Below are 14,251 nucleotides of genomic sequence, written 5' to 3'. Positions count from 1 at the left end.
AAGGAGATCGCTGTGATATTTAAAAATATCAGCTTGTAAATTTTTTATTACCAAATAATCGGTTTATCTGGAGCAGAGGTAAGCGGGAGCTATAAATTTGAATTGTGATTAGAAAAGGCCAGCCAGAAACAATAGATACAATTAGATGATGTGTTGAATTCCGATTGAATCAGATTTGCCTGAAAATTCATGGCTGGCCAATTGTACCCATCAGGTACAGACGATATTGATAAATAACGAGCTACTGGTAGTAGTATAAATGTATTTTCAGTACTAAACAGAAAATAGCGGCATTTGCCGCTATCTTTATACTAACCGGACAACCGGCTAAGATTAAGCTGCCTGAATGTTGGCCGCTTGTTTACCTTTTGGACCGGTGGTCACATCAAAGGATACGCGTTGACCTTCTTTCAAGGTTTTGAACCCATTCATGTTGATTGCAGAGAAATGTGCAAACAAATCTTCGCCACCTTCATCTGGTGTAATAAAACCAAAACCTTTAGCGTCGTTAAACCACTTAACAATACCAGTTGCCATGAAACTTCCTATACATAAAAAACAAAATAAAGAACAAGTTTGCGACACAGTAAGACCAACAAAGTAGTGAACGACTGTACAATAGTTTGTCTGGCAGCCCATGTCTGACTTGTTAAGTAGTCTTTTTACATAGGTTAAGAAGCAACGTCAAGCAAGCTTACTGAAAAATGATAAAATTATTAAAACCGTTACTAAAAACCCACAGATACATGTAGATTTATGCACAATGTCAAATACGAAGACACAAACTGTTAGCCAGAATCAGGAAACCGTGTTAAGGCCGCCAAAGCGCTATAAGGTGGTATTGTTGAATGATGACTATACACCAATGGATTTTGTGGTGGCGGTGTTGATAGATGTATTTCATTTACCACACACGCAGGCCATTGCCATCATGCTGATGGTGCATGAATCTGGGCGTGGAGTGTGTGGTGTGTTCCAGAAAGACATTGCCGAAACCAGATGTAATCAGGTTTTATCGCGGGCTGAGGCGGCCGGCTTTCCGTTGCAATGTCTGGTTGAAGAGGCTTGAAATTACTGATTTATGTTAAGTGTATATGTGAAATGAAATATCCTATAGGTGTTACTTGAATTTTATCGTGTATGCTTCATGTTTAAGCAAATGAATGAATTTGGTCACAGTCATAATTGATAACGTTACTTTGTCAGGAGGTCGAATATGATTTCGGCACAGCTTGAAAAAATTCTGCAGTATGTTTATGCCGAGGCTCGCGGCCATGCTTTTGAATTTATTGGTATTGAACATTTACTGCTCGGCCTGTTGCAGCAAAGTGAAGACGTAAGTGAAGTATTGCAGGCTGTTGGCGTGGACAACAGCCTGCTGGCCAAACAGTTACAGCAAAGTATTCATGAAAATACACCCGTGTTGTCGGAAAGTGAGCTGGAAAAGTCAGAATTGCAACCCACACTTGGTTTTCAGCGTGTTTTGCAACAGGCTATTGTGCAAGTGCGTGCAGCCCAAACTAAAGGTGAGGTAACGCCGGTAGATGTACTGGTGGCCATTATGTCGGAAAAAGACAGTCATGCAGTGTATTTTCTTGAATCACAGTCGGTAAACCGTTTGGATGTACTGCGCTATCTGACTTTGGGTAATTCTAATCTTACTCAGGATCAAGATACTGAACAGGGCAATGAAAATGAGGTAGTCAAGCCAGAAATAAAGGCTTTAGAGCACTATACGGTGAATCTGAATATGGAGGTACTGGCTGGCCGGATTGATCCACTGATTGGCCGTAATGAGGAAATGCAACGCCTGATTCAGACTTTATGCCGGCGACGCAAGAATAACCCTTTGCTGGTGGGGGAGGCTGGTGTAGGTAAAACAGCTTTGGCGGAAGGACTGGCTTATTTGCTGGTACATGAAAAGGTACCTGAATCCATTAAGGGCTCGGTGGTTTTTTCGCTGGATATGGGGGCTTTACTGGCTGGCACTAAATACCGCGGGGATTTTGAGGCTCGGCTGAAGTCAGTTATCAAGGAATTAAGTGAACTGGACAAGGCTGTATTGTTCATTGACGAGATTCATACCATTATTGGTGCTGGCAGTGTGTCTGGCGGTACGATGGATGCCTCCAATCTACTTAAACCAGCACTGGCCAAGGGAAGCATGCGTTGCATAGGTGCAACAACCTATCAGGAGTACCGCACTATTTTTGATAAAGACCATGCTTTGAGCCGGCGTTTTCAAAAGATAGATGTGGTGGAGCCATCTGTACCGGAAACAGTACAGATATTGCAGGGATTGCGTCCGGCATTTGAGCATTTTCATCAGGTGCGTTATACCCGTGCCGCGTTGCAGGCTGCGGCCGAGTTGTCTGCACGTTATATCAATGAGCGGTTTTTACCTGACAAGGCCATCGATATTATTGATGAAGCAGCTGCGGCGCAAAAAATTCAACCTAAATCCAAACAACGCAAAGTTATCGGGCGTGCAGAGATTGAGGCGATTGTTGCAAAAGTCGCACGTATTCCGGAAACCGCAGTCTCACATGACGACAAACAAGTACTGCGTTTTCTGGCAGATAATCTGAAAGCCAAGGTGTTTGGACAGGATCAGGCTATTGATGTATTGGCTGCTTCGATAAAGATGGCACGTTCCGGCTTGAAACAGTCAGATAAGCCGATTGGTAGTTTTTTGTTTGCAGGTCCGACAGGCGTGGGTAAAACCGAGGTAGCCAGGCAGCTGGCACAGTTACTGGACTTGCCACTACTGCGTTTTGATATGTCGGAATATATGGAACGACATGCTGTTTCGCGCCTGATTGGTTCGCCGCCGGGTTATGTAGGTTATGAGCAAGGCGGTCTTTTGACCGATGCGGTCAATAAACAGCCTTATTGTGTGCTGTTGTTGGATGAAATTGAAAAAGCACATCCAGATGTGTTCAATGTATTATTGCAGGTGATGGATTATGCCAAACTTACGGATAATAATGGACGCAGTGCAGATTTTCGTAATGCAATTGTCATTATGACCACCAATGCAGGCGCAGCTGAGCTGGCTCAACCTAATATAGGCTTTACTGGAAAGCGTGAGCAGGCGGATAGTCTGGCAGCGATTCAAAAGACCTTTACTCCCGAATTTCGCAATCGGCTTGATGCTATTGTGCCATTTAAGGCATTGAATGAAGAGATAATTGTCAAAGTAGTGGATAAATTTTTGCTGGCGCTGGAACAGCAGCTGCTGACTAAACACGTAGTGGCGGAATTTACATCGGCTCTGCGCACTTATCTGGCTAAACATGGTTTTGATGCTGCACTGGGCGCACGACCGATGCATCGTCTGATTCAGGAGCGGATTCGTAAATTGCTGGCGGATGAATTACTGTTCGGACGCTTAAGTGAAGGCGGTGATGTGGTTATTGATTATCTGCCGCAGGCAGATGAAGTGATATTGGATTTTTCAGCTTCGCAGTTGTCTGACCGGAAAAAACTTGAATCAGTAGCCATTGAATAATTATGTTAAAAAATCTAAATTACAGATAAAAAAAAGTGTGGCTAAATGCCACACTTAAACACACACATCAAGAGGAAACCAATCAAAGTAAATTCATTATAATGCTTTTGATTATAAGTGTTTTGATGCAAGTCAAATAAGAAGGTTTAATCAGATATAATCCTGTATAAAGTAAATATTCCTGTTTTATTTACAAACAGAGATATTTGCTTTATTAATGAAAACAGGCGGGATGATAAAATAATTTAACGAAAATTAGCGGGTAGTGGGTCGCTTTGCAGCTGGTTTACAGACTGTAAGCGCTGATTGAAATCCAGAACCTGAAGCTGTGTGCTGTCAACCGTACTAAAAAACTGCTGGCTATAAGGTAATTGTGGTGTACGGATACCTAGCCACTGCGCTATTCCATCCAAAAGTTCCAGACCACTGCGCTGTGCTTTATTGCGTGATTGTCCAGATTGATCGCTGTTTATAACCACTAGTGGCACATGATAGTTTTGATAGAAATGGTCGTTATGGCGCAGAATGCTGGTCGACCGCATAATACTGTTTTTCTCATAAGTATTTTTATCATGGCTTAAGCCGTGGTCGCTGAAGTACAGCATGCTGAACGGCTGGCCGCTGGATTGTAATGTTGCATATATCTGGCCTAACAGGCTATCCGTCTGCCGGATACTATCGATATAACAGTTACTGTTGTTATTTTCCACGTAGAGATGTGGTGGTTGGGGCAGGCGATCACAAGGATTAGGATGTGAACCCATAATGTGCAGCACAATCAGGCGTGATTGCGAGGTAGCCAATGACTGGGCAAGGACTTTTTGTAAAGGCGCAACAAGCTGATAGTCGAAGCTGCGTTCACCAAAATCATAGCCGGTTGTTTTCAGAAAGGTAACATGATTTGCCTGATGGGCAATGGTGGAAATTGAAGTATCATATTGTCCCAGTGCACCCTGATTCGATAGCCAGGCAGTATCCATGCCAGCCTTTTTGGCCAGTGTAATCACATTATTCTGAATGCTGAATGGTTTGCCATGGCTTAGTGTCAGGCCATGTAATAGAGAGATGGGGGTATTTGGCCCGGCAGACAGCATATTGTCCATAACAATATTGGCATGTTTATCCAGAAATGGCGTGTTTGTGTATTTAAATCCGTACAAGTGCATATAGTCTGCACGTGCACTCTCGCCAATAATCAATACATAGTTACGGTAAATCTGATGGCTGCTGCTGATTTGCCAGTTGTCCGGTTTGGCCAGGTCTGCTTTCATTTTGGCCAGCTCAGCGAAGTAGGCACGAGGTTGCAGATAGGCATCGGCCAGAAATTCTATTGGCTGTGCGCGCAGGGCAAAACCGCCAGTAGTATAGCCTTTGCGGGCTGTCTGGGCTGTCATCAGCACAAGGATAAGGACAAGCAAAAAGCCCCAATAGCCGCGCCAGCGTGGTGCGGCAAGACTGCGGCTTAAGCGTACAACAAATAATGGTATAGATGCCAGCAGAAGAGTAGCAAAATAAGTGTGCCATGAAATAGCGCTGATATATTCACTTGCTTCACTGGCGGTGGTACTTAATAGTGAGGCAACAATACCAAAACTTGGCCGTCCATACAGAGCAGCGGTGGGGTGATATAACAGAATAATAATGGCACTTAACCACATTAGGCCTTGCCACAGTCGCGGGCAGAAACGCTGTAACAGCAGAGTAAGCAGCCATGTTTCAATAATCCGGTTTGGATTGGGTGGATAGGCTAGCGCATAAATCATTACAATGCTGTAAATGAGTAAGAGTACTACAGTCAGCAGGTAATGTTTACGTGGTGTCAGTTTCATAAATAACTCAGGCAGCAGGAGTGAAATTATCGGCAAAGAAAGCGTCTTCTACCAGACTGGCTTGGCTGGTAAATAAATTTTGTGCGTGGGCAATCATCTGCGGATTTCCGCAGGCATAGACTGCATAGTTACTCATGTCAGGATGTCTGGCTAAGGCAATATCCTGTACATATCCCTGAGCACCTCGCCATGTTGCTGATGCACGCGATAATACCGCCGTCCACTGCGCCTGTGCCAAGCCGGCACAGAGTTTGTCTAGTAAAACAATATCATATAAATTCTCTTCAGCGGCCACGCCCCAATATACATATACAGCCTGCTGGTATTGCTGTTGCGTCAGTGCAGCCAACATCGCTTCGATTGGAGCAATACCAGTGCCGGAAGCGAGCATAATGAGTGGTTTATGCAGCCAGTTTAACTGGAAGCTGCCCAGCGGACCATGAATATGAATGATATCTTTTGGCTGGAGTCGGCCATCAAACAACTGTTCCGAAAATACACCACCATTCTGACGGCGAACATGAATAACCAGTTGCCGGGTATCAGCATTAAAACAGGCAATGGAATAACTGCGACGAAGATTATTAGGCAGAACAATGTCAATATATTGTCCGGCAGTAAAATTGAAATGCTTTTTGGGTGCCAGTTTCAGGCTGACAATGGCAACATTGGCACAATAACGGATATCATCTATTCGTGCGGCCAGAGTTTGCGCCGGCTGGTTATTCTTACCTTGATAACTCGGCAGATAAAAAGCAATATCACTTTCTGCACTCTGGCAGCACAATAAAATATCCTGCTGATTATTATCATTACTATTCAGAGCTGCCTGAGCATTAATCTCGGTAGTTTGGCCGTTGACTAATCGTGCCTTGCAGGCTCCGCAACAGCCACTTTTACAAGCATGCGGTAGCATTATGCTGTGCTCAATTGCCGCATTAAGCAGCGTTTCTCCCTTTTCTGCACAATAAGTTTCACCAGCTGGTAAAACAGTTATCTGATAACTCATCTCGGTTTTAGATTATTTGAACAAAGCGGCTATTTTAGTGTGCAGCAAAACAAAAGCCAAATCGGACGCTAACCGCCCTGTAAGCCATAGTGGGTAAAAAAATGATATTGAGTGCTGTGTCGCAATACAATATAAAAGCCCGTTATGCAGGATAACGGGCTTGAATTGATACTGACTAAATAGCTTAATTCGAGAAATATTTGGCGTGAATTTTGTCATATTCGCCACTGGCGCGAATTTTTCTCAGGGCTTCGTTCAGCTTTTCCGCAGTGGCTGTATCGCCCTTACGTACAACAAAGCCATAATGGTCAACTCCGAATTCAGGTACTTTATTGATGGTAAATTTATCTGCACCATTTGCCTTAATATAATTGCTGATTACTGCACCATCTGATACCATCGCTTCAACTCCGCCGTTTTCCAGTTCCTTGATGGCTAATGGGACGCTGTCAAAACGGGCAATTTTGGTGCTTTGTGCACCGAGTACTTTCTGAACAGCCAGATCACCAGTCTGACCTGTTGCCACAGCCACACGGTGCATGTTGTTTAATTCAGCAAGCGAATGGAAAGTTTTTGCTTTCGGTGTCAATACCATCATGGAAATATCAAAATACGGATCAGTGAATGTCATGCTCTGTTTACGTTCATCAGTGATGGTTACACCCGAGGCCACGATATCCAGATCGCCATTGTTCAGACTGGCAAACAAGCCGTCCCATGGCTGGTCTTTAAACTGTACCTTGAAATTTCCGGCTTTAGCCATTGCACTCATCAGATCAACATCAAAACCTGTTAATGAACCGTCCGCTGTACGTGATTCAAATGGTGCAAATTCCGCATTTGTACCGACAATATAGGTTTTGTCAGCAGCAGATTGGGCAGGCGCCGAAGCTGAATTGTTATTGCTGCCACCACAGGCAGTTAAAATCAGGGTAGAGCCCATGGCCGCAGCGGCCAGCCAGTGTTTGATTTTCATGATGAATCCTTGAGTTCCGATAGATTTATTGGCTGAAGGTTGCTATCCATACAACAGTTTGCACCACAAAATATGCATCCTTACTGCCATGTCTGACTTGATAGTAACATATTTAACTGGTGACACAAGCTTTATACATGCACTGTGAGGCTGGTTAGCAATGTTATAATCCTGTTTTCACGAATACATGACAGTATTTAACAGTAAACAGGTCATGTATGATTCAGCTTTACAGGATAGATAATGCATATAATACATACCATTACAGAACTGCGTTCATGGCGGCGGCAGGCTAAACGTGTAGCTTTAGTGCCTACAATGGGTAACCTGCATGAAGGCCATTTGTCACTGGTACGTACAGCCAGAGCCCATGCCGATGCAGTGGTAGTGAGCATATTTGTAAACCGGATACAGTTTGGTGTTGGTGAAGATTTTGACCAGTACCCGCGGACTTTGGAACAGGATGTGAAAAAGCTGGCTGCTGCGGGTGTCGATGTGGTATTTGCGCCAGCTGAAAGTGAGTTGTATCCTAATGGTATACAAAGTTATTTTGTAGAACCGCCAGCAATCCAGAATGAACTGTGCGGCCGTAGCCGTCCCGGCCATTTTCGCGGTGTGGCTACAGTGGTAACCAAATTGTTCAATATTGTGCAGCCTGATGTGGCCTGCTTCGGTAAAAAAGATTACCAGCAGCTTGCCGTAATAAAAGGCATGGTGCAGGATTTGAATATAAATGTAGAAATCATTCCAGTAGAAATTGAGCGTGCAAAAACTGGTCTGGCTTTGTCCAGCCGCAATGGTTATCTCACAGACGATGAGCGCACACAGGCAGCGCAGTTATCTGAGCAGTTACAAGTCATGGCCAAAGCAATCGCACAGGGAAACAGAGATTTTGCCGCTCTGGAGAACAGTGCAGCAACATATTTACAACAGCATGGCTGGCAAGTGGATTATATTGAGGCCCGTCAGGCTCAAACGCTGACAAAAGCACAGAATTCTGATACTAATCTGGTGATTGTAGCAGCCGCAATACTGGGAACCACCCGTTTGATTGATAATATAGAAGTGCATTTGTCAAATTAATAATTAAAGATAATTTGTTAACTAGATATTAACCAAAAGGCAGCGTGAATACGTATGTGGTGGATTGTATTAATACTGTTAATTATTGCTATAGGCGCATTACTCTGGTGGCGTAATATTCAGGAACGCAAATGGCAGCTGGAAATGACCTACTTATCTCGATATGAAAATCAGTTTCAGCCTGGCCAGATTACTGCACCAAAGGCGGCTAAAGCGTCACTGCTAGATTACATTGTGCCCAGCGTAATGCCACAGCGTACGCAGCATAATCAGGCAGTACAATCATCACCACAAAAACAGCAGCCATCTGCTACAGAACTGGTACAGACTGAGCCTGAGCTCACACCAGAGCCAGTAGTATCTACTCATGTTTATGAGCAGCCAGAACAGGATTCACCGGCAGAAATCAGCCGGCCGCCATCACCGGCAGATCAGCCGGTTCTGAAGCAGATTACACCGCAGATTACCGTTACTGAAGCCACCCCAAAACCAGTAAAACCCAGTGCTGCAAGTACAGCCACAGATGCTTCTGGGGATAAAACAGATACCGGCTATCAATTGCAGGTACTGGAAAACAACCAGCAGGCTCTGGCAGAATCATTGACGCTGGTGAAGACACAACCTACTGTGGCCAGTAGTGATGATGTCCATTTAAAGATTGAACCAGAAGCAGAAGACTACCCAAATCCAGATAATGTAGCTGATGATGAAGACAAAGCTTTGGCTGAGGAAAAAATACTGGTTACCAGTGAAGAAGTTGTCGAACCAGCGGTGGTATTTACCCCAAATAAAAATCTGGAAGTAATTACTCTGGCTGAAGCTACGCGCAAAGTGGCTACGCACCCGCTGGCTGATGCAGTAACGGAATCTGCTCCTGTACTTGAAGTTATCCAGCTCAATTGGCAGCACAAACCAGTGAGTAGCCAGAATCAGCAGCGCCACCGTAACGCAAAAGAAATAACAGCCGATGATCCTATATTAAATAAAATTCGTTCACGTACAAAAGCCGAACAGGCTGCCTTATTAAAAGCACGAGCATTAAAAAACTTTGATCTGGATGATTTGCAGCAGGCTACACAGCGCAAACTGGGCAATTCGGTAGGCGCGCCATCACATCTGGCTCATCCAGTGTTACCCTTGTCAAGCCATCCCTCCCTTGAGTATAGCCTCAGCAATGAACATAATAGCGTGCAGGTTATTGATGAAGAAGATATCCGTTTAAACCTGCTGCGCCAGCGGCTGGCTCGCCAGCGCCATCAACAGAGTTCTCATCACATTAATTCAGGCTATAGCGTACCGGTAATAGCAGAGGATGAAATCTATGCCAATCTGGCTAAAACCGACTCCCCGGTTAATAAACAGAAATTTCAACGGCCAGTAGTACGCGAAAGTGTTATTCCGGCAGCAGCACGCATCAGTAAACGCCATGCTGTCAAAATGACGGCGCCAGTGGCAGATATGTCCGTAGAAACTGGTTACACAGGTGTTGCTGTTAGTGAACGCGCACCACTGTCAACACGCTTTACTCCATTTCAGTCGATGCCAGCGGCTATTACTGTGGCATCAGATGTGGCTATGTCACCAGCAGATGGTTATACCAGTGAAGATACAGCCTATGGCACACCAGCCAGCCTCGAAGCAATAGGGATGGGTAACGCCATGACCGATAGTGTGCGTTCGAGAAGGCACCAGTTTCATTACACGCCAGACGTACAGCCAGTAGTACCACAGGCTGTATCAGCAGATATCAGCACAGTAAACTCTAGTCCTTATTATAATGCTACTGTTCATTCTATGCCTGGTAATGATGGCATAGCTTCGTATATGCCGGATAAAAACGATGGCGATGTTGCCGTAGCAGAAGCACCAGTATTGGCAACTGAAGACCCTTATTTTGCCGATACTGATCTACAGGCAGACACACCCGTTTATTTCCAAGAGCATGAGAAGCCCGAGGAAGAAGAAACAGATATAGACATATCCAAATACTGGCCACAAGTGGAAAAGCAGCTTGCTAACAGCACCGACACTATAATCGAAGCTGATGAATTAGTGACTGAAGAACTCTCCGCTAGCCAGATTGAATCTGTACCACCGGTTCAAAGCGTGAGTGTGGTTACCGGTTTAAAGCAACCACAGTTGCCTACCGAGCTGAAAAAAAATTCCGGCACACCGCCACAGCAAACAGCCATCGGTATGGCATTACAAAAAGCATTGCATCAGACTACGGCGGCGGAACCTGTGCCCAAGCCGCAGTTAAAACTATTGTTACCGAGCATGGACTTATTATTGCCACCACATTACGACCCTGCAGCACAGCAAAGTGAAGAAACCTTACTCGAAAATGGCATCACCATCGAAGAAAAACTGGCAGAATTCAAAGTTAAAGTTCGCGTAATCGATGCCTTTGCGGGACCGGTAATCACTCGTTATGAAATTGAACCGGCACAAGGGGTGCGCGGTAATCAGGTAGTTAATCTGGAAAAAGATTTGGCGCGCAGTCTGGGCTTTGCATCTATTCGCGTGGTGGAAACCATTCCGGGCAAAACCTGTATGGGACTGGAATTACCCAACCCTAAACGGCAAATTATCCGTTTGAGTGAAATTTTTTCAGCACCGGTATTTCAGCAGTCACGCTCCAAACTGACATTGGCTCTGGGACAGGGAATTACTGGCCAGCCGGTTGTCACAGATCTGGCTAAAGCCCCGCATTTACTGGTTGCCGGTACAACTGGCTCAGGTAAATCAGTGGGCGTCAATGCCATGATACTGTCGATGCTGTATAAAGCAACGCCTGAAGATGTGCGCCTGATTATGATTGACCCGAAAATGCTGGAATTAAGCATTTATGAAGGCATCCCGCATTTGCTCGCACCGGTGGTAACCGATATGAAACTGGCAGCTAATGCGCTAACCTGGTGCGTAAATGAAATGGAAAAGCGCTACAGGCTGATGAGCCATGCTGGTGTGCGTAATCTGGCTGGTTTCAACCAGAAAATTGACGAACTGGCTGCGCATAACAAAAAACTGTTTAATCCGTTTTCCCTCAATCCAAGCGACCCGGAACCTTTGGAAAAACTGCCTTATATAGTAGTAGTTGTAGATGAATTTGCTGACCTGATGATGACGGCTGGCAAGAAAATCGAAGAACTGATTGCACGGCTGGCACAAAAAGCCCGTGCTGCCGGTATCCATCTGATACTAGCAACCCAACGCCCCAGTGTAGATGTTATTACCGGCCTGATTAAAGCCAATATCCCGACACGCATTGCCTTTCAGGTATCCAGTAAAGTTGACAGCCGTACCATCCTTGACCAGATGGGTGCTGAAAATCTGCTTGGGCAGGGGGATATGCTGTTTTTGCCGCCGGGTACAGCCTATCCTGAACGCGTACATGGTGCATTTGTGGCTGATGAGGAGGTACATCGTGTAGTGCATTATCTGAAACAGTTTGGCGAACCAAAGTATATCGATGATATTTTAACTGCCGGTGTCAATGACGATGATATGTTCAGTAATGCTTCCACACGCAGCAATGAGAATGAACTGGATCCACTGTACGATGAAGCGGTTGCACTGGTGGTAAAAACCCGTAAAGCAAGTATTTCTTCCGTACAGCGTCAGTTGCGCATAGGCTATAACCGTGCAGCTCGTCTGGTAGAACAGATGGAAACTGAAGGTATTGTTTCACCTGCTGAAGGTAACGGTAATCGTACTGTACTGGCACCACAGAATAGCCATCTGGATGATTAGCTGCGCATAACACGAGCTGCCTGCATCTGTACATTAATCAGAATATTTTAAAACGCATACACACTGTATGCGTTTTTTATTTTCATCATAATATTATGCTGTGAAGTAGTCACTCTAAATGGGTAGTTATTATCGCAGTCATTAGTAATGCTTAAATATTATCAGCGCTGACATCACATGTAATCATTATAGTTAAAATAATGTATTTATTTGTATGAATAAAATAAATATGTAGTGATTTTGTTGCTTTAATAGTTTGTTTTTTTGAAAAATATCAACATTTAGTCAGATTTTACTAAGTAAATTGCTGCTGTTTAGCTGGATTTGGCATCAGCCGATACGGGACATTAAAAAGCTGCATAAAAATGTGTGCAAAATATTGCTGAAAATTTATTAATACATGTATAAATTTTCAAATCATAAATAAAGAAAAATAAAATTTCTATTATGTTTTATAAGAAAAATAAAATTTGTAAGTAATTGTTTTAAATATTAAATCGTTTGTATTGATTCTAAATTGGTTTTAAGATGAATTGGCTATATTCGAAATGTAAATTTAAATCTTTAACTCTGTAGATATAAATATGTTAATTATCAGGAGGCAAGTTTATGATTGAATCTTATAAACGGTTTTGGCATAACATTCTGAATTTTTCTGGCACCTCCAATCGAACCGATTACTGGTGGCCTATTGTAATAAATTATGCTCTTGGTATGATTTTAATGCATATCGTTGAAAAAATGCTGGGGCATCCGATTAATGATATCTATACCTGGGGTGACTGGACAGTTAATTTTGCCGTGCTTGTGGTTGGTTTTGTAGTTTGGATTGCTAGCTTGTCATTGCTGTTCAGACGCCTGCATGATACAAATCGTTCCGCATGGTGGATTCTGATTTCTCTGATACCGTTAATTGGGCAAATATGGCTTATTATCCTGACACTGCTACCCAGTAGACCGAATCGCTTTCATCAGGGTTTTTTTTAATCTGTTTTTTTTTGACTGGTTTGCAGATGGCAATGAATGAGTAAATTACCCATTTCTGCGCTGGGTTTTCTGTTTATAACCAGTCTTGCTTCTGTAGCCATATTTTACTTAGTGGAAAGGTGTTGCTGGGCAGAGAAGCATAAAAAAGTTGTTTATGACCTAAGTATTAGTAACTTACTTCTACTGCAATACCGAGCTAACATAAATTATTGACTGGTAAAAATAGCTATTCATAAGCGGATAAGAAACGCTTGCGCATTTTTTTAGAATAATATTTATTTTATTTGCCTGTAACTACCCTCTAAAATAGGACAACTCCAAAGTAGAAAATTCTCTCTATTAATCCACAGAGGATTTAAACATGAAAAAGATGACTGAACATCAAATATATCCATTTTAAAAGAAGCTCAATGTAACTATCCCTTAAAATAGTACAGCTCTGAAGTAGAAAATTCTCTTTATTAACCCACAGAGGATTTAATCATGAAAAAAATGACTGAACATCAAATCGTATCTATTTTAAAAGAAGCTGAAGCCGGTATTCCTGTTAAAGAACTTTGCCGTAAATATGGCATCGGCAACTCGACTTTTTATAAATGGCGGCAAAAATACGGTGGTATGGAAACCTCCGATATCAAACGTTTAAAGGAGCTGGAAGCTGAAAACCGTAAACTTAAGCAAATGTTTGCCGAGCTCAGTTTAAAATCTCAGCTTCAGGAGGAAATCATAAAAAAGCTATAGTGCCTACCAAGGCACGTAAAGCTTGGGCTGTGCAATTACAAGAAAGTCATCCTGTTACTATTGCTATGAGCTGCGCAATTGTTGGCTTAAGCCGCTGTGCTTACTATTATCAACCTAAATTACCGGATGACTCGGTGATTGTGTCAGTACTCAGTGCTATCACTGACAGGCATTTACGCTGGGGCTTTCCCAAGTGTTTTAATCGTATCAGAAAGCTCGGCTATAAATGGAATCATAAACGGGTGTATCGGGTGTATTGTGAATTAAAGCTTAATCTCAGGGTAAAGCGTAAAAAATGCATTCCTCCACGATGCCCAGAAAGACTATCTGCACCCAGTAAACAAGGTGAATGCTGGTCAATG

11 protein-coding genes are annotated in these 14,251 nt (G+C 43.4%); 7 read left to right on the top strand and 4 right to left on the bottom strand.

What is annotated here, in order from left to right; genetic code table 11:
• Nucleotides 1-333: 333 nt before the first annotated feature.
• Entirely contained in the window at nucleotides 334-537 is a 204-nt protein-coding gene (locus BGI33_RS12055) for a cold-shock protein (RefSeq protein ID WP_025330479.1), read from the bottom strand.
• Nucleotides 538-763: 226 nt separating this feature from the next.
• Here BGI33_RS12055 and clpS point away from each other — a divergent pair, with 226 nt between their 5' ends.
• Together clpS and clpA are read left to right on the top strand one after the other, a co-directional pair.
• Nucleotides 764-1,069, top strand: a complete 306-nt coding sequence (gene clpS / locus BGI33_RS12050; RefSeq protein ID WP_100091422.1) for an ATP-dependent Clp protease adapter ClpS — start codon at nucleotides 764-766, stop codon at nucleotides 1,067-1,069.
• Between the two features lie 147 nt (nucleotides 1,070-1,216).
• On the top strand, nucleotides 1,217-3,511 hold the full coding sequence (gene clpA, locus BGI33_RS12045) for an ATP-dependent Clp protease ATP-binding subunit ClpA (RefSeq protein WP_100091421.1): 2,295 nt from the start codon (nucleotides 1,217-1,219) through the stop codon (nucleotides 3,509-3,511).
• 245 nt (nucleotides 3,512-3,756) lie between these two features.
• On the opposite strand, the gene BGI33_RS12040 is transcribed toward clpA, so the two are convergent.
• The 3 genes from BGI33_RS12040 to BGI33_RS12030 form a co-directional block, all read right to left on the bottom strand.
• Nucleotides 3,757-5,340: a phosphoethanolamine transferase gene (locus BGI33_RS12040; protein WP_100091420.1), complete on the bottom strand. Its 1,584-nt coding sequence runs from the start codon at nucleotides 5,338-5,340 to the stop codon at nucleotides 3,757-3,759.
• A 7-nt stretch (nucleotides 5,341-5,347) separates the two neighbouring features.
• Nucleotides 5,348-6,349: an FAD-binding oxidoreductase gene (locus BGI33_RS12035; RefSeq protein WP_100091419.1), complete on the bottom strand. Its 1,002-nt coding sequence runs from the start codon at nucleotides 6,347-6,349 to the stop codon at nucleotides 5,348-5,350.
• 184 nt (nucleotides 6,350-6,533) lie between these two features.
• The gene (locus tag BGI33_RS12030; protein ID WP_100091418.1) at nucleotides 6,534-7,325 is read right to left on the bottom strand and encodes a basic amino acid ABC transporter substrate-binding protein; all 792 of its coding nucleotides are present in this window, start codon (nucleotides 7,323-7,325) and stop codon (nucleotides 6,534-6,536) included.
• A gap of 243 nt (nucleotides 7,326-7,568) precedes the next feature.
• Between BGI33_RS12030 and panC the strand changes: the two genes are divergently transcribed.
• From panC to BGI33_RS12005, 5 genes are all read left to right on the top strand, one after another.
• The gene (panC, locus tag BGI33_RS12025) at nucleotides 7,569-8,408 is read left to right on the top strand and encodes a pantoate--beta-alanine ligase (RefSeq protein WP_100091417.1); all 840 of its coding nucleotides are present in this window, start codon (nucleotides 7,569-7,571) and stop codon (nucleotides 8,406-8,408) included.
• 54 nt (nucleotides 8,409-8,462) lie between these two features.
• Nucleotides 8,463-12,161: a DNA translocase FtsK gene (locus BGI33_RS13940; protein WP_257379213.1), complete on the top strand. Its 3,699-nt coding sequence runs from the start codon at nucleotides 8,463-8,465 to the stop codon at nucleotides 12,159-12,161.
• Between the two features lie 609 nt (nucleotides 12,162-12,770).
• Nucleotides 12,771-13,148: a DUF805 domain-containing protein gene (locus BGI33_RS12015; protein WP_100091416.1), complete on the top strand. Its 378-nt coding sequence runs from the start codon at nucleotides 12,771-12,773 to the stop codon at nucleotides 13,146-13,148.
• A 483-nt stretch (nucleotides 13,149-13,631) separates the two neighbouring features.
• On the top strand, nucleotides 13,632-13,889 hold the full coding sequence (locus BGI33_RS12010) for a transposase (RefSeq protein WP_100089939.1): 258 nt from the start codon (nucleotides 13,632-13,634) through the stop codon (nucleotides 13,887-13,889).
• Nucleotides 13,889-14,251, top strand: a 363-nt coding sequence (locus BGI33_RS12005) for an IS3 family transposase (RefSeq protein WP_144235435.1), incomplete at its 3' end; no start/stop codon positions are given. The genes BGI33_RS12010 and BGI33_RS12005, both read left to right, overlap by 1 nt.

Origin of the sequence: Snodgrassella alvi (assembly GCF_002777425.1) — a bacterium.
Classification (GTDB): Bacteria; Pseudomonadota; Gammaproteobacteria; order Burkholderiales; family Neisseriaceae; genus Snodgrassella; species Snodgrassella alvi_B.
Note: the sequence above shows the minus strand (reverse complement) of the source record. Positions and strands in the feature narration are given on the sequence as shown.

What these genes read in the sequence shown, in the direction of transcription:
- BGI33_RS12030 (WP_100091418.1), bottom strand. Translation starts at nt 7,325, where the DNA reads ATGAAAATCAAACACTGGCTGGCCGCTGCGGCCATGGGCTCTACCCTG.
- BGI33_RS12040 (WP_100091420.1), bottom strand. Translation starts at nt 5,340, where the DNA reads ATGAAACTGACACCACGTAAACATTACCTGCTGACTGTAGTACTCTTA.
- clpS (WP_100091422.1), top strand. Translation starts at nt 764, where the DNA reads ATGTCAAATACGAAGACACAAACTGTTAGCCAGAATCAGGAAACCGTG.
- BGI33_RS12015 (WP_100091416.1), top strand. Translation starts at nt 12,771, where the DNA reads ATGATTGAATCTTATAAACGGTTTTGGCATAACATTCTGAATTTTTCT.
- panC (WP_100091417.1), top strand. Translation starts at nt 7,569, where the DNA reads ATGCATATAATACATACCATTACAGAACTGCGTTCATGGCGGCGGCAG.
- BGI33_RS12055 (WP_025330479.1), bottom strand. Translation starts at nt 537, where the DNA reads ATGGCAACTGGTATTGTTAAGTGGTTTAACGACGCTAAAGGTTTTGGT.
- BGI33_RS12010 (WP_100089939.1), top strand. Translation starts at nt 13,632, where the DNA reads ATGAAAAAAATGACTGAACATCAAATCGTATCTATTTTAAAAGAAGCT.
- clpA (WP_100091421.1), top strand. Translation starts at nt 1,217, where the DNA reads ATGATTTCGGCACAGCTTGAAAAAATTCTGCAGTATGTTTATGCCGAG.
- BGI33_RS13940 (WP_257379213.1), top strand. Translation starts at nt 8,463, where the DNA reads ATGTGGTGGATTGTATTAATACTGTTAATTATTGCTATAGGCGCATTA.
- BGI33_RS12035 (WP_100091419.1), bottom strand. Translation starts at nt 6,349, where the DNA reads ATGAGTTATCAGATAACTGTTTTACCAGCTGGTGAAACTTATTGTGCA.